We start from the raw sequence: 16,169 nt of genomic DNA, 5'->3' as shown, positions 1-16,169 counted from the left end.
GCCGGGTCCGCTTTGCGGTTTACATCGCAGATTCGGTGTAATTTTTAACCCATGCGCTGGCCATTAATACGCCCCTTGGCTCATCGCACTAACGCTCTGATCGCGCTCCACTGGCGCCGCGATATCGGCAATCTCTGCGCAACGTCGCGCAAAATCACTTGCCAACTCTCTTGAACTCCTGACACGGCCTTATTGCTTAAGTCATCGCCATCCGCTCCCGGCGCACCGCGTTCAACGCCGATTATCGCATTTCGCGCAACTAGCGCATTACGATGTACCCGTACAAAATGTGCCAGCAATTCTTCCTCAATGGACACCAGAGAGTCTTCAATCAGGTATTCTTTTTCTTTCGTGCGCAGGACGACGTATTTTAATTCTGCTTTCAAAAATCGCACTTCATCGACGGCCACTAACAGCACCCGTCCGCGCACTTGTACTGAAAAATGCGTGCGCACACTTGCAACATGCCTCGCTATTTCTGATGTCCCGTTCTCAAGTCTGTTTACAGCCTGCTGAAATCGCATTTGCGTCGCACGCAAAATTGCTTGCTGCAAGCGGGTAGCCCGTACCGGCTTTAACAAATAATCAAACGCCTGCACGTCAAATGCCTTCAGCGCGTAATTCTCGTAGGCTGTGACAAAAATAATGATGGGCATTTTATCGGCACCCGACGACGTGATACGTTTTTCGTTATCGCCATCGCTACTATCGTCGCCATTGCACGTGCCCCGGTCTTTGGTGTGTATCCGAATCAATTGCTCAACCAACTGTAAACCGGTCATTCCCGGCATTTGGACGTCTACCAACACGACGTCAGGACGGGTCAGGGCGATGCCCGCGAACGCGGCGTGTGCGTGCTCTGCTTCACCGACCAGCATATGCGGACACACGGCCGCGATATCGGACAGGACCGTGCGCAGTCTGGCGCGCGCGGGCGCTTCATCATCAACTATATATATTCGAGGAATCATGACACCGATGGTAAATTAATCTCGGTCCGCCCGCCCATATAATTTCCTGCCAATAATTATCAAGCGCGGATTATTCATCGATGGGTTGGGTTTTCATATAAGGAAATCGCACCCGGACTTCAAATTGCCCGGCTACGATCGCCGTGGTCAATTGACCCTCGACGTCATACAACAAAGCCAGACGTTCGCGGATATTTTTGAGCGCCATCTGACTGCCATCGGAGAGGGCCTCTCCTGTCTGCGAGTGGTAAGGATTAGTGACCACGATTTCGATACGCTCCAGACGCCGCTTAAGCTGAATCCGGATTACCGACGTGGACGCGCTTGGCTGAACGCCGTAATGGACTGCATTTTCTACCAGCGGCTGCAACAATAACGTCGGAATCTGTGCGCTAGATATCACCTCATCGTCCATTCCTTCACGCTCCCATTGCACCTTCAAACGGTCACCCAGACGGATATTTTCTATCGTCAAATATTGACGGCACAACTGGAGTTCGTTTTCCAGCGTCGTCATGGCCCTCGGGTCGCGCATCAACACACGAATCAAATCTGCCAGATCTTCGAGCGCGGCTTCGGCCCGTCGTGGCTCAGTGCGGATCAGCGACAACACAGCGTTCAAACTATTGAACAAAAAATGCGGTCGGATGCGCGCCTGCAGAGCCTGCAAGCGCGCCTCTACTAGCACTGGCGAAAAAGCACGCCCACGCAACTCAAAATAGTGCTGCAAGGCAATTCCAAAAAATGCAGCAATTAACACTGCGCCGACTAGCGACATGTCCATGAAACTATGCAGAAACCAATCGTAGCGGGACATCCACAGAACCACGCTTCCGGTCACGACAGCAGGAACCACAGCGCAGAGCAGGCGTTGCGCCCACAGCGGAAGCCCATACGCTAGCCGTCCTATTCCGCAGAGGACGAATAAGGATACAAAACAGGCCAATTCGACCAACATTGAGGACTCTACAAATTGCATCAGGACCGACGAAAAGTCTATGCCGCGTAACAAGGTTTTGGCCAACAAAACTGCGTTTACTGCAATCAGCGTCCGGCAGACGACGCCAAGATTGCAACAATCGGGAATAACGATCTGCTGTTGGGGGTCCATTGGCCGTGGCTTAATAGATGCTACTGATGCTACTGATGCTGCCGACGCTACTGGCTCAATTGCGATACCTGGATCATGTTTACGCATGCACAATGGTGTCATAAAAATCGTGGAAGGTAGCGTAAAAGAAATAACGATCCAGCGTTCTTACGGTGTTATTCCCACAAATTACACAAAATATATGATCAAATTTACAATTTATAGCCATCAATTTCACCACAATCTGCGGAAACGATGGTAAAGCGCACAGTTCATAACAGGTCAATCTACGGAAAAATGCAGGCTTGTTTTATAATCTCGCATTAAACTCAACGAAAAACGCATTAGTTTTTCTTCTGTCATCTATTTACTTGCTAGAAAAGCACAGTGCCATTGGGCAATTTTTGCGTAAGTCTTAATAGTAAGCCTTAATATTTACCTTATACCTCACACGATTGACTCGATACCATGACAGAACAATTCTCAAAAAAGGCCGAAGCCTGGTCCGCACGCTTTTCCGAACCGGTGTCCGACCTGGTTAAACGTTACACTGCTTCAGTATTTTTCGATAAGCGTCTGGCAGAAGTAGACATTCAAGGTTCATTGGCACATGCGGACATGTTGGCGCATCAAAATATTATTACGGCAGAAGACTATGCCGCGATTCAAAAGGGCATGGCCCAAATCAAAGAAGAAATCGCTGCTGGCAAGTTTTTATGGCTGCTCGATCTTGAAGACGTCCATCTGAATATCGAAAAGCGTCTGACCGAGCTGGTCGGCGATGCGGGTAAGCGCTTACACACAGGGCGCTCCCGTAACGATCAAGTCGCCACGGATATTCGCTTATATTTGCGCGGCGCAATTGATGACATTTGCGGTCTGTTGCGCGAACTTCGCCTTGCTTTGCTTACTTTAGCGGAACAACATACCGATACGATTCTGCCCGGCTTTACCCATATGCAAGTGGCGCAACCGATCACTTTCGGTCATCACGTGCTGGCATATGTCGAGATGTTTGGGCGCGATACCGAGCGCATGCAGGACTGCCGCAAACGCGTTAACCGCTTGCCACTTGGCGCAGCGGCATTGGCTGGCACCACGTTCCCGATTGATCGCCATCACGTTGCGGCTACGTTGGGCTTCGACGATGTCTGTCGCAATTCGCTGGATGCAGTCTCGGATCGTGACTTTGCTATTGAGTTCTGCGCCGCTGCCGCGTTGGTAATGACGCATATCTCGCGTATGTCCGAGGAGCTGGTCATATGGATGAGTCCCCGCGTCGGCTTTATTGATATCGCCGACCGCTTCTGTACTGGCTCATCGATCATGCCGCAAAAGAAAAACCCGGACGTACCAGAACTGGCGCGCGGCAAAACCGGTCGCGTAAACGGTCATTTGATCGCGCTGCTGACTTTGATGAAGGGCCAGCCACTGGCTTACAACAAGGATAACCAGGAAGATAAAGAGCCTTTATTCGATACCGTCGACACGCTGACCGACACCCTGCGGATTTTTGCTGACATGGCGGGCGGTATTACCGTCAAACCGGAGGCGATGCGCGCTGCGGCATTGCAAGGTTATGCCACAGCAACTGACCTCGCCGACTATCTGGTCAAACGTGGCTTGCCGTTCCGCGATGCGCATGAAGCGGTGGCATTGGCTGTGCGCCATTGCGTGGATCAAAGTATCGATTTAAGCGACATGACATTAGAGCAGCTGAAGGCATTTTCTCCATTGGTTGAGGCCGATGTATTTGAAGTCTTGACCCTGGAAGGCTCTGTCGCTGCCCGGGATCATATCGGTGGAACCGCACCCCGCCAGGTTCGTCTGGCAATCGCCTACTTGCGCGAGCAATTGGGCTAAAAGCACGATCAAACTCCTTTATAATTTGCAATGTTGATACGCCTGTGTGGGTATCAACAGAAAATGCGCTACAGCAGTACACGCAAAAAAAGATAATATCTGAGACGCAACATCAGACGCGAACTAAAACAAAACGCAAGTGATGCCAAAAAATAATGTCTGCATTCGTCCGTTTTCATTGCTCATTGATTGATTTGCCCACTCGTGGCCGCGTGTACTCCAGCGCGGCTAAATAAGAACGCGCAAATTAATATTGAACATAATTTTTTGCACGTTCCTTAATGTTCAACATTCCCTGCAATCTGGAGAGTATAAATATGAAACTAAATACATTTTTAAAGACCATGACGGCGCTGGTATTGGGCGCGACTCTGGCACATTCAGCTCTTGCCGCCGAAGTGAAACTCGGTCTGGCTGCGGCCCTGACCGGGCCGGCAGCTAAATACGGCGTCGCCATCAAGAACGGTTTTACGCTGGCGGCTGAAGAGATCAATGCCAAAGGCGGCGTGAACGGCAACAAACTATTATTGGTCATCGAAGACGAGCAAGGCAAAAAAGAAGACGCCATCAACGCTTTCAAAAAGTTGATCTTTCAAGACAAAGCATTATTAGTATTCGGCCCTACCCTGTCCAACTCGGCGTTTGCCGCTGACCCCATCGCCAATGCCGCCAAGGTGGTTGCTTTCGGTACCAGCAATACCGCGGATGGCATCACTGCCATGGGCCCTTTTACCTTCCGTAACTCAGTCATGGAAGCCGACGTGTTGCCAGTGACAACACGCGCTGCGGTCAAACATTTCGGCATCAAAAAAGTCGCCGTCATTTATGGTAATGACGATGCGTTCACCAAGAGCGGTTACGACGTCTTTAAAGCCACGCTTGCCGAACAAAAAATTCCGGTAACGACGACTGAATCTTATGCCAAAGGCGACGTTGACTTTAAAGCGCAACTCACCAAAATCAAAGCCTCCAATCCAGATGCAATTGTCTGCTCTTGCCTGACCGAAGAAGCGGCAAACATCATTCTGCAGACCCGTACACTCGGCATGAAGCAACCGTTCATCGGCGGCAATGGTTTGAATTCGCCCAAGCTGTTCGAGATTGCCAAAGGTGCTGGCGACGGCACTATCATGGGCAGCCCATGGTCGGCGGAAAACATGACGCCTGCCAACAAGGCATTCATGGCGGCGTACAAAGCAAAATTCAATACCGAGCCGGACCAGTTTGCGGCACAAGCCTATGACGCGATGTACATCGTCGCGGCGGCATTGAAAAATGTCAAACTAACCAATGCGCTGCCAGCAGACCGTATCGCGTTACGCAACGCTCTTCCGGGGGTCAAGATTGCCGGAGCGACTGGCAATTTTGCTTTCCGCAAGGCACCCGCAGCCGGTGGCAAAGAAGTCGGTTATGACGCGCAGCAAGAAGCGATTGTCAATATTGCCGAAGGTGGCAAATTCGTTCTGATGAAATAAATCGGTTCCTTCCGCAGACGCGCAGAATGTTAACGGGCGAAATATTAGCCCCAACCACATCAGCGCGGCTTCGGTGGATAGACAAACGAAGCAGTAACACATAACAAGAATAAGCAAGAGTAATTACCGATACAGGCACACCGATAAACCGTCGTTGTGCCTTTCGCTTTAGTGTTCGCCCTCAATAGCGTTCACCTTGAATTTGATTTTGCTTTCCTTTTTTGGTGCGGTTTGAATAAAGAAACTCCTTATGCTTGAACAACAACTTATTAACGCTTTATCGCTGGGTAGTGTGTACGCACTATTTGCGTTAGGTTTTACGCTAGTATTTGGCGTTCTGGGCGTGATCAACTTATCGCACGGCGCGATTTTTATGCTGGGTAGCTATGTTGCGTTGATGCTGGTCGAACAGCTCGCGCTGCCGCTCTGGCTGGCGATGCTGCTGGCGATGCTGGCCTCGGGCCTGATCGGTCTGATCGTGGACTACGTCGTTCTGCGACCACTGCGCAAACGCAACGCCCCTCACCTGGCCCCTATGATTGCGACGATTGGTGTCGCTATTATTTTGACCAATCTGGCGCAAGGTTTATTTGGCGCGGAAAATAAACGCTTCCCGGTAGGGATCATCCCGGAAGACAGTTTTACTTTTGGTAGCGTGCATGTGACCGCTGTGCAGATTGGGATCGTCGTAGTTTCTTTTGTACTGATGCTGGTGTTATTGGGCGTCATGCGCCGCACGCAGTTGGGTCGTGCATTACGCGCGATTGCCGAATCGCCAAAAGCTGCTTATCTGCTCGGTATCAATGTCGAAGGCTTGTTCTATCTGACCTCGTTTGCAGCCGCAGCATTAGGTGGCGCAGCGGGTGTGCTGGTCGGTTTATCTTTCAACGCGATTACCCCGTTCATGGGACAACCGATGCTGCACAAAGGTATCGCTGTCATCATTTTGGGCGGCATGGGCGACATTCGCGGCGCGATGATCGCTGGTCTGTTTCTGGGCTTTGCCGAAGTGTTGACGGTAGCCTATCTATCAAGTGATTTCCGCGATGCCGTCGGGTTCGGTTTACTGTTTTTGATCTTGCTAGTCAGGCCGTCAGGCATGTTTGGCAAAGTGCTGGAAAGAAAGGCGTAACCGATGGGATTCATGGAATGGTGGGACGGATTTTGGGCAACTTATAACACCGTCGTTTTCAGTATCGGCGTCAACGCCATGCTGGCTCTGTCGATTTATGTCACGTTGTCGTGCGGATTGTTGTCGCTGGCAAACGCCGCTTTTATGGGTATCGGCGCCTATAGCGCAGCCCTCATTAGCATGAACACGGGTTTACCTTTTCCTGTGGCGCTGGCAGTTGGCGGTGCTTTACCAGCACTGGTGGCGCTGATAATCGGCATCCCTACCCTGCGTTTGTCCGGCGTCTATCTGGCCATGGCAACGCTGGGTTTTGGCGAAGTCGTGCGCGTGGTCGTACTGAATATGAACATTACCGGCGGTCCGATGGGCCTCAATGGGATTCCTGCTATCACCGAATGGTGGCATATCGTTGTGCTGCTCGGCATTACTTTGTACCTGCTGGCGCGGATCAGACGATCAAAAATCGGCCGTGCGTTTGAAGCCATTAAAGAAGACGAGATCGCGGCGCGCCTGATGGGTGTCAATGTAGCGGGCTACAAACTGCTGGCGTTCGTCATTGGCGCAACCATCGCTGGCGTAGCAGGCGCGTTGAACGCCCATTACACATTCACTATCGGGCCGGGAAATTACGCGTTTGAAAACGCCGTCGAGATTTTGACGATGGCAGTTTTTGGCGGCACCAGTAATCTGATCGGCCCGACTATCGGTGCGACCTTGCTGACGTTGTTGCCTGAAGTACTGCGCCATTTTAAAGACTTCCGTTTGGCTGCCAATGGCATCATCCTCGTATTGGTCATTCTGTATCTGCCAAAGGGCATTTGGGACCCGCGCCGGATGCGCGGTTTCTTCTCTAAAAATAAACATCCCGATTCAACAGGAAAGGTGCGCTGATGCTGCAACTAAACAATATCAGCAAAAGCTTTGGCGGCCTGCAAGTATTGCAAGGGGTGAATCTGACCGTCCCACAAGGCGGCATATTCGGCCTGATCGGACCCAACGGCGCTGGCAAAACCACCGTATTTAATTTGGTCACAGGCTTGCTACGCGCTACCAGCGGCAACATTGCATTTAATGATCAGGATATCGGCAAGGTCGCACCGCATAAAATTACCGAACGCGGCATCGCCCGCACTTTCCAGAATATTCGCGTATTCAAAGAAATGACATTGCTGGAAAACGTCGTCGTCGGCATGCACGATCATATGAATTACGGTCTGGCCAGTTTACTGTTAAATCTGCCCGGCTATCGCAAGATTGAGTCAGCCGCACGCGAACGCGCACTGGAATTATTGTCATGGGTGCGCTTGGATCATAAAGCCCATTTACTCGCAGACAGCTTGTCCTATGGCGAGCAACGCAAACTGGAGTTCGCCCGCGCACTGGCCACCAAACCCAAATTGTTGCTGCTGGATGAACCCGTCGCTGGCATGAATCCATCCGAAAAAACCGAACTGATGCGAGAGATTCTGAACATCAAGGAACGTGGTTACAGCATTTTCATGATCGAACATGACATGCGTTTTGTGATGGGTTTATGTGATCGGATTGCGGTTCTCAACTTTGGCCGCATTATTGCCGAAGGCACGCCCGGTCAGATCAAAAATAACCAGGAAGTCATCGAGGCTTATCTGGGCAAGGAAGAAGCAGAATGAAGCCCATCTTAAGCGTGCAGGATCTAGCGGTGTCTTACGGCCATATAGAAGCGGTAAAAGGCATCAACCTGACCCTTAACGAAGGCGAAATCACCGCGCTGGTGGGTGCCAATGGCGCAGGGAAAAGCACGACTTTATTGGCGATTTCGGGCCTGCTGAAACCGACGCGCGGCAAGGTGCTATTGGGCGATGCTGATCTTACCCGGCTGTCCCCACACAAGATCGTGCAAAGTGGTGTGGTGCAGGTAGCCGAAGGCCGCGCTATTCTAACCACGCTGACCATTGCAGAAAATCTGGTTCTGGGAGCTTACACGCGCAGTGACAAGGCCGAGGTTGCTAAAGATCTTGCGTGGATATATTCGTTGTTCCCGGTACTGCAACAGCGCAAGGAAGGCCTGGCAGGTAATCTCTCGGGTGGCGAACAGCAAATGCTCGCCATAGGCCGCGCGTTGATGGCAAAGCCGCGTGTGCTGCTATTGGACGAGCCATCGATGGGACTCGCGCCGCTGATGATTCAGGAGATATTTCGGATCGTTCAGGAGATCAATCGCACCGGCCTGACCATCCTTTTGGTAGAACAAAATGTACGTCAGGCGCTAAGGATTGCGCAACGTGGGTACGTGCTCGAAACCGGGAAAATTGTGCTGGCCGATACCGGTACAAACTTGCTGCACAATCCGAAAGTATTGGAAGCTTATTTGGGTGGTTGATTGATGAAGAGTGCCGATGCAGGACCAAAAAAGGTCATCGGTTGCAGTGATTGCAGTTGAAATTGAATATAGTTGAAATTGAATGTGGCCTGCTCCGCGTGATCCGCGGATCAGGCCATATTTACAACGAAGGCCGACTCGAAACCTACCGACTTGGCACGCAAAAAAATCTACTTAGTTCCCCGCCACGACCATATTTTCAACCAATATTGATCCGGTCAGGCTACTTCCGCGTGTCAAGGTATCAGCGCCAATCGCAACAATCTGCGCCAGCATATCCTTCATGTTTCCGGCAATCGTAATCTCTTCCACCGGATACTGAATGACGCCATTTTCCACCCAATAACCGGATGCTCCGCGCGAGTAATCGCCGGTGACATAATTCACGCCGGAACCCATCAATTCGGTCACCAGCAAGCCGGTATGCAACTTTTTCAACATCGCTTTAAAGTTGTCGCTGGGTTTGGTCAACGTCGAAGTCAGCGCCAGATTATGCGACCCGCCTGCATTACCGGTCGTCGTCATACCGAGCTTACGCGCCGAATAGGTCGATAGAAAATAGCCCTGCACAACGCCGTCCTTGACCACGTCACGGCGCTGGGTTTTGACACCTTCGTCATCAAACGGTGCAGAACTGACTGCGCCGATAATATGCGGATCTTCGACAATTTGAATATGCGATGCGAACACCGATTTACCCAGTGTATCCAGCAAAAAAGTTGACTTGCGATACAGCGCACCGCCCGATACCGCTTGCACAAAAGCGCTCAACAACCCTGACGCCAGTGGCGCTTCAAATAACACCGGACATTTTCGGGTATCGAGTTGCCGTCCATTTAATCGTGCAAGCGCGCGCTCTGCGGCATAGCGGCCAATTGCTTCCGGTTCAGCAAGTTTTTTAGGATCGCGGACAGAGGAATACCAACTATCACGCTGCATTTTTCCGGCCTTGCCTGCGATCGGAGAGACTGACAACGTGTGGCGCGAGAACGGATAACCGCCCATGAAGCCGCGTGAGTTGGCGCTGACAAATTGGGATTGTTGCGCGTAGACGCCTGCGCCTTCGCTATTGGTGATGCGCTTGTCGACGGCAAAAGCTGCTGCCTCGCAGCGCTTCGCCAACGCGACCGCTTCTTCTGTGGAAATATTCCAGGGCGTACATAATTTGAGATCTCGCGGTGCCATTTCCAGCATATCTGCATCGGGCAAACCGGCGCAATCGTCTTCTGCAGTAAATCGCGCGATGTTATACGCGGCATCGACGGTGTCTTTGAGCGATTGCACCGAAAAATCAGAGGTGCTGGCATTGCCACGTCGGGTATGGCGCTCTTCGCCCAGATACACGGTGACGCCCATGCCTTTATCTTTATTTTGCTCGATAGTTTCAATCCCGCCCTTGCGCACGCCGACCGACAGGCCGCTACCTTCACTGATGTCAACGGCGGCGTTGGACGCGCCTTTCTCGCGGGCATAGCGCAAAACGTCCTGCGCAAGCTGTTGAAGCTGATCTTGAGTATGGAGAAATACGGATGCGCTCATGTGCTGGTTTTCTTTAAGGTGGGAAGTAGGGGCGGAAGTTAATTTCCTACATACAAAAACTTTCGCCGCGATCAACATATAGTTTAACTCACTCTCTCGGATAACTAATCCACGCGCTGCAAAGGGCTATTTTTGCCATTATTATCAGATTGCAACATACCAATTATCCAGACTGTTTGACGGCGCAGGGTGCCGCATTTATCCACGCATTTATCCAGTTAGGGTCGGCAAGGCCCGGGTGATAGCCAGCATGCCGCGCCCAAAGCCCGTCACTGATTCGGCAAATGATCACTAATTGGACTAATATTCCAACAATTCAAGGGCTTAGCGTCTGTTTATGGTATGTCAAACCTACCAAAAGCCGCGAATAGCGACAGGTCATGCCCTAAAGCGGTTATCATAGCAATCGTTTAAAGAGAATGGTTTTACCCAACAATCATGCCAAATCCAAATCGCGGCTCTTGTGGTTTTCAGTCCACCGAGTTCGAACAAGAATACGACCGTCCATCCAAGTCCCAACTTAAGCGTGAAATGACAGCGCTACAGAAGCTGGGCGAGGAGTTGATCGCTGAATCGCGCGACCGCGTCAAGCGTGTGCCAATGCCGGAAGATGTGCGTGAAGCCATCCTCATTTGTCAGCAAATCAAGGATCATGAAGGCCGTCGCCGTCAAACCCAGTATGTGGGCAAGAAGATGCGCACGCTGGAAGAGCACGAAATCGCCGATATCCAAAAAACACTGGATAGCTGGAGAGGTTTGTCCAAATCGGATACTGCGGCCATGCACGCCCTCGAGCGTCATCGCGACCGCTTGCTTAAAGACGATGGGGCATTAACAACTTTGTTGGCGCAACATCCGGATCTGGACGTGCAGCATACGCGCACGCTGATTCGTAATGCGCGCAAGGAACAGGCTGAAAATAAACCGCCTAAGGCTTATCGCGAGATATTCCAGCTCCTGAAACAGTTGCAAAAGCCAAATGCAGACGATGGCGATCAAGTAATAGGTGACGATGACGATGAGAACGACGGCTATTAAATCTACTTCTACTGTTGCCTCTAATACCGCTTCTGCTTCGGCGGTCACTGGATCGGTCATCTTTAATACGGATGCTGGTTCCCGCCGACTAAAGATCGGATTGGTCTCGATTTCCGACCGCGCCAGTACCGGCGTGTATCAGGATCAGGGAATTCCGGCCCTGCAAAACTGGTTTAGCGCTGCGCTAACCAGTAAATGGGAGACCGAAACCCGCCTGATAGCTGATGATCAGGCGCTCATCGAGCAAACCTTGATTGAGTTGGTCGATCACCTGCATTGCGATCTGGTATTGACTACCGGCGGCACAGGTCCGGCACGGCGCGATGTTACACCGGACGCAACGCTGGCGGTGGCGACCAAAGAAATGCCCGGCTTTGGCGAGCAAATGCGTCAGATAAGTTTGCATTTTGTTCCAACCGCGATTCTGTCGCGACAGGTGGCCGTCATCCGAGAAGTACAAGATCATGCGGCGCTGATTCTCAACCTTCCCGGCCAGCCTAAATCCATCAAAGAAACGCTGGAAGGCCTTAAGTCCTCCAACGGAGAGCAAAAAGTCCCAGGCATTTTTGCCGCGATCCCGTATTGCATAGACCTTATCGGCGGCCCCTACATTGAGACCCACGCTTCGGTTTGCAAAGTGTTTCGGCCGAAATCGGCACTACGCCCGACCACGTAAAACTAATGTACGCGTCGCTGGCCCTTCTGTAGACCAGTGGACTAGTAGACCAGCCAAATTAAGACATTCAAATGTCATTTGAATGTCTTTAATGTTTTTATATTAATAGCTTCGTATTGGTATCATCTGTCTCAACGATACCATCAGTTAGTTCTGCACCTCGTTATTTGACCCCATCGATCCTTCATCATAAGAACCTATTCCGGCGCCATGACCACTCTCCTCCCGACTCAAGAAATTACGACTTCCGCCAATCCGACCGCTAGCGTTATCTGGATGCATGGTCTCGGGGCCGATGGCTCTGACTTTGTACCCATTGTCAAAGAACTGGATTTGCATGGCTGCCCCGGAATTCGTTTCATTTTTCCCGATGCACCGACTATTCCGGTGACGATCAATAACGGTCATGTAATGCCTGCGTGGTATGACATTTTCACCGCTGATTTGGTACGTCGTGAGGACGAAGCAGGATTGCGCAAGTCGCAAGCGCAAATCGAGGCGTTAATTGCCCAAGAGATTTCTCGCGGTATTGCGGCGGATAAAATTGTCGTTGCCGGGTTTTCTCAAGGTTGCGCGATGGCGTTGCAAACCGGTTTGCGCTATCCAGAAAAATTGGCGGGATTAATGTGCCTGTCCGGTTACTTGCCATTACGTGACAAGGTAGGAACCGAGCGTGCAAGCACCAATCAGGACACGCCTATTTTTATGGCACACGGCAGCGCTGACCCCGTGGTCACTTTGGATCGCGCCGAACAATCCCGCGATATTCTGAAACAACTAGGCTATCAAATAGAGTGGCATGCGTATCGCATGCAACACTCGGTGTGCGCGGAGGAAGTCGCCGATATCGGTAGCTGGTTACGTAAAGTATTAGCGTAATTTCCCGGCATAAATTGCGTCAAATTTATATACAGGGGGTGTGCGCTTCTCTGCTACGCTAATAAGTTATTATCGTCAAATATCTCTGAGCGGTCCGCGCATTAACGGCCCTCAGAGCCAGTACCTCGTAAGCGCCCAAATCCTCTTGTATGTGCAGTAACCGCGCCTAACCGGTTAAATCCGGGCGGCGGAATAACCCGCCTCTTGCATAACGGCGATAAGCCGGTCCACGTTCAATCGGCTCTCTATCATGACCTTGCGTTCTGGAATCTTTGTTTCTACCGTGGCGCCAGGGTCCGAAGCGATAATCGCCTTGGTTATCCGGTTTACGCAAGCACCGCAATGCATCTCGGGCACGTTAAATTCAATCATCGTCACTCTCCCCGTTGTCTATGTCGGAATCAACTATAAACTATCCCCCCGTGGGAAGGTCAATCCCTTATAACAAGAATGAATGTACTTTAGCTTGACCTTACCACCATAGGAAGGTGCATCATCTCATTATCGGCACAACCAGCGTGCTATCTCTGATCACACCTAATTATGCGCAATCAAGCAAACACCGCCGCCAACACCCTAACGCTGAACGAATTTCAGCTACCCATTGAGGGTATGAGTTGTGCCTCATGCGTTGGTCATGTAGAAAAAGCATTGAGCAAGGTCATCGGCGTCACCCAGGTCAGTGTCAATCTGGCGACGGAGTTGGCGACCGTGTCATCCAGTGCCGAGACAACTGTCAGCCAACTGGTCGCGGCCATAGAAAATGCTGGCTACGACGTCACACAGCAAGAGGTAACGCTTGCCGTCAACGGCATGAGTTGCGCCTCTTGCGTAGGCCGGGTAGAAAAGGCGCTCCTCAAAGTACCGGGGGTTCGGTCGGTCGCCGTCAATCTGGCGACCGAACTTGCCACCATCGAGACGGTCGGTGGAATACCTCTGGAACGTCTGCTGGCCGCGGTTGAAACTGCCGGATATGACGCACACTTGAAGAGCGATGCCAATAACGATTCTGGCACGTCACCAGTATCCAGCACGCAACGACCAGCGGTAATGAAGCGCCTGGAACTGCCATCCTGGTGGCCGGTCGCAGTGGCGGCAGTCCTTACCGCACCGTTGATACTCCCTATGCTATTGATGTTGTCTGGGCATCACTGGCAGCTGTCAGGCTGGTGGCAACTGGCGCTGGCGACTCCCGTCCAGTTCTGGCTGGGCGCACGATTCTATCGCGCCGCATGGCGTGCGCTGAAGGCTAAAACTGGCAACATGGATTTGCTGGTCGCGCTGGGCACCAGTGCTGCGTTCGGCCTATCTCTTTATCAATTAATGGCACCCGGCATGGGCGCGCAAGAACATTTGTATTTTGAGGCGTCGGCCGCCGTGATGACGCTGGTGTTACTCGGCAAATGGCTCGAGAAGAGTGCGAAACGCCAGACGGCCGACGCCATCCACGCCTTAAATGCGTTGCGTCCGGAACACGCGACTGTCCGTCGTGACGGCGTAGATCAACAAATCGCGATCGGTGCCGTGCGGCTGCATGATGTGGTAGTAGTGCGGGCCGGTGAACGGTTTGCGGTCGATGGCAAGGTGCTGGATGGCAGCAGTCATGTGGATGAGTCACTGCTTACCGGTGAAAGTCTGCCCTTACCCAAACAACCCAATGATCAGGTGAGCGCCGGCGCCATCAACGGCGAAGGCGTCCTGCTGATCAATACTACAGCGATTGGCGCCGAAACCGCATTGTCACGCATCATTCGCATGGTAGAACACGCCCAAGCGGCCAAAGCGCCGATTCAGCGACTGGTTGATCGGGTCAGCGCTGTGTTCGTTCCGGTAGTGCTACTGATCGCGTTAATGACGCTATTGGGTTGGGGTTTGAGCACTGGCAACTGGGAGCAGGCAATCTTGAATGCCGTTGCCGTTCTGGTCATCGCCTGCCCTTGCGCACTTGGTCTGGCAACCCCCACTGCCATCATCGTTGGCACGGGCGCGGCGGCGCGCTATGGCATTTTAATCAAGGACGCGGAAACACTGGAAATAGCCCATCGCATCAACGTTGTTGCTTTCGATAAAACCGGAACGCTGACCATTGGCCAGCCGACGCTGATCACTTGTCAGTCGGTTAAAGGCATGCAGGCAGGCACCCACTCCGATACAGATTCAGATACTGATGCAACCACCGCAACCGTACTCGCCGATCAGGAGTTGCTGGCGCTAGCGGCCGCGGTCCAGCACCACAGCGAGCATCCTTTGGCGCGCTCCGTCACATTTGCCGCAGCAGCAAAAAATCTTTCGTATCCTTTAGCCACAGAGGTGCAAACCGTTGCAGGTCGGGGAATACAGGCGCTGGTCGATCAGCAGCGTTGTTATCTGGGAAGTTCACGCTGGATGCGAGAACTTGGCGCTGACATGAGCGCTCTGGCGACAAACGCAGAGGTATTGGAAGCCAGTGGACACACGATTTCATGGCTGGCGAGCAAGACTGCCACTCACTCTGACAAGCCAGTTATTCGCGGCCTGCTGGCATTTGGCGACAGCGTTAAACCTTCGGCGCGGCTGGCAATTGAACGATTGCATCAGCTATCTATCCGCGTGGTCATGTTAAGCGGAGATAACTGGGGCAGCGCCAATGCAATCGGCAAACAACTGGGGATCACCGAGATCCACGCAAATATTTTACCTGCGGACAAAAGCAATAAAGTCGTTGATCTTCAAACTGGCGGCGCGATCGTGGCAATGGTCGGCGACGGGATCAACGACGCTCCAGCGTTAGCCGCCGCCAATGTCGGCATTGCGATGGCGACCGGCACTGACGTAGCGATGCACGCGGCAGCTATCACATTAATGCGAGGCGACCCGGCGCTGGTGGCAGACGCCATTGCCATCTCACGCCGCACGTACAACAAAATACGCCAAAACCTGTTCTGGGCATTTGTCTTCAATGCAGTCGGTATTCCGCTGGCTGCGCTGGGAATCTTAAATCCTGTGCTGGCAGGCGCTGCCATGGCGCTCAGTAGCGTCAGCGTGGTGAGCAACGCGTTGTTGCTGCGACGCTGGCAACCTCAGCAAACGATGCAGAAAAATACCCAAAACGCGCAACAGAACGCTTTAATTTCACCCCACGAAGGTCGCCATGCAAACTGATCG

At 52.1% G+C, this 16,169-nt stretch carries 14 protein-coding genes; 10 read left to right on the top strand and 4 right to left on the bottom strand.

The genetic code is table 11. The features are described 5' to 3' along the window. Nucleotides 1-80: 80 nt before the first annotated feature. Nucleotides 81-971, bottom strand: coding sequence for a LytR/AlgR family response regulator transcription factor (locus tag HAV38_RS10085; protein WP_168054982.1), 891 nt, complete (start codon nucleotides 969-971; stop codon nucleotides 81-83). 70 nt (nucleotides 972-1,041) lie between these two features. Then, on the bottom strand, nucleotides 1,042-2,082 hold the full coding sequence (locus HAV38_RS10080; RefSeq protein WP_168055543.1) for a histidine kinase: 1,041 nt from the start codon (nucleotides 2,080-2,082) through the stop codon (nucleotides 1,042-1,044). A gap of 447 nt (nucleotides 2,083-2,529) precedes the next feature. Here HAV38_RS10080 and argH point away from each other — a divergent pair, with 447 nt between their 5' ends. The 6 genes from argH (at nucleotide 2,530) to HAV38_RS10050 (ending at nucleotide 8,893) form a co-directional block, all read left to right on the top strand. Next, nucleotides 2,530-3,924: an argininosuccinate lyase gene (gene argH, locus HAV38_RS10075; protein ID WP_168054980.1), complete on the top strand. Its 1,395-nt coding sequence runs from the start codon at nucleotides 2,530-2,532 to the stop codon at nucleotides 3,922-3,924. Nucleotides 3,925-4,241: 317 nt separating this feature from the next. Next, nucleotides 4,242-5,399, top strand: coding sequence for an ABC transporter substrate-binding protein (locus HAV38_RS10070; protein WP_168054979.1), 1,158 nt, complete (start codon nucleotides 4,242-4,244; stop codon nucleotides 5,397-5,399). Between the two features lie 250 nt (nucleotides 5,400-5,649). Further along, nucleotides 5,650-6,531 (top strand): branched-chain amino acid ABC transporter permease, encoded by an 882-nt coding sequence (locus HAV38_RS10065; protein WP_168054977.1) that lies wholly within the window; start codon nucleotides 5,650-5,652, stop codon nucleotides 6,529-6,531. Nucleotides 6,532-6,534: 3 nt separating this feature from the next. Next, entirely contained in the window at nucleotides 6,535-7,422 is an 888-nt protein-coding gene (locus tag HAV38_RS10060; RefSeq protein WP_168054975.1) for a branched-chain amino acid ABC transporter permease, read from the top strand. Beyond that, complete coding sequence (locus HAV38_RS10055) at nucleotides 7,422-8,183, top strand: ABC transporter ATP-binding protein (protein ID WP_168054973.1); 762 nt, start codon at nucleotides 7,422-7,424, stop codon at nucleotides 8,181-8,183. Before HAV38_RS10060 ends, HAV38_RS10055 begins: the two co-directional genes overlap by 1 nt. After that, nucleotides 8,180-8,893, top strand: coding sequence for an ABC transporter ATP-binding protein (locus HAV38_RS10050; RefSeq protein WP_168054971.1), 714 nt, complete (start codon nucleotides 8,180-8,182; stop codon nucleotides 8,891-8,893). Before HAV38_RS10055 ends, HAV38_RS10050 begins: the two co-directional genes overlap by 4 nt. 174 nt (nucleotides 8,894-9,067) lie before the next feature. Here the strand turns inward: HAV38_RS10050 and pmbA are convergent, their stop codons facing one another. Next, complete coding sequence (gene pmbA, locus HAV38_RS10045; RefSeq protein ID WP_168054969.1) at nucleotides 9,068-10,432, bottom strand: metalloprotease PmbA; 1,365 nt, start codon at nucleotides 10,430-10,432, stop codon at nucleotides 9,068-9,070. Nucleotides 10,433-10,870: 438 nt separating this feature from the next. Here pmbA and yjgA point away from each other — a divergent pair, with 438 nt between their 5' ends. The 3 genes from yjgA to HAV38_RS10030 all read left to right on the top strand — a co-directional run bounded on the left by yjgA (nucleotide 10,871) and on the right by HAV38_RS10030 (nucleotide 13,025). Then, a complete protein-coding gene (yjgA, locus tag HAV38_RS10040; RefSeq protein ID WP_168054967.1) occupies nucleotides 10,871-11,470 on the top strand; it encodes a ribosome biogenesis factor YjgA in 600 nt (199 codons plus the stop codon). After that, entirely contained in the window at nucleotides 11,451-12,146 is a 696-nt protein-coding gene (mog, locus tag HAV38_RS10035) for a molybdopterin adenylyltransferase (protein ID WP_168054965.1), read from the top strand. Before yjgA ends, mog begins: the two co-directional genes overlap by 20 nt. A 210-nt stretch (nucleotides 12,147-12,356) precedes the next feature. Beyond that, nucleotides 12,357-13,025 carry an alpha/beta hydrolase gene (locus HAV38_RS10030; RefSeq protein ID WP_168054963.1) on the top strand — a complete coding sequence of 223 codons (669 nt, stop codon included), beginning with the start codon at nucleotides 12,357-12,359 and terminating at the stop codon, nucleotides 13,023-13,025. A 174-nt stretch (nucleotides 13,026-13,199) separates the two neighbouring features. Here the strand turns inward: HAV38_RS10030 and HAV38_RS10025 are convergent, their stop codons facing one another. Continuing rightward, a complete protein-coding gene (locus HAV38_RS10025; RefSeq protein WP_209216704.1) occupies nucleotides 13,200-13,397 on the bottom strand; it encodes a heavy-metal-associated domain-containing protein in 198 nt (65 codons plus the stop codon). Nucleotides 13,398-13,568: 171 nt separating this feature from the next. Here HAV38_RS10025 and HAV38_RS10020 point away from each other — a divergent pair, with 171 nt between their 5' ends. Then, the gene (locus tag HAV38_RS10020) at nucleotides 13,569-16,166 is read left to right on the top strand and encodes a heavy metal translocating P-type ATPase (protein WP_209216702.1); all 2,598 of its coding nucleotides are present in this window, start codon (nucleotides 13,569-13,571) and stop codon (nucleotides 16,164-16,166) included. Nucleotides 16,167-16,169 lie beyond the last annotated feature (3 nt).

The sequence above is a fragment of the Glaciimonas immobilis genome (assembly GCF_011947285.1).
GTDB classification, from domain to species: domain Bacteria; phylum Pseudomonadota; class Gammaproteobacteria; order Burkholderiales; family Burkholderiaceae_D; genus Glaciimonas; species Glaciimonas immobilis.
Note: the sequence above shows the minus strand (reverse complement) of the source record. Positions and strands in the feature narration are given on the sequence as shown.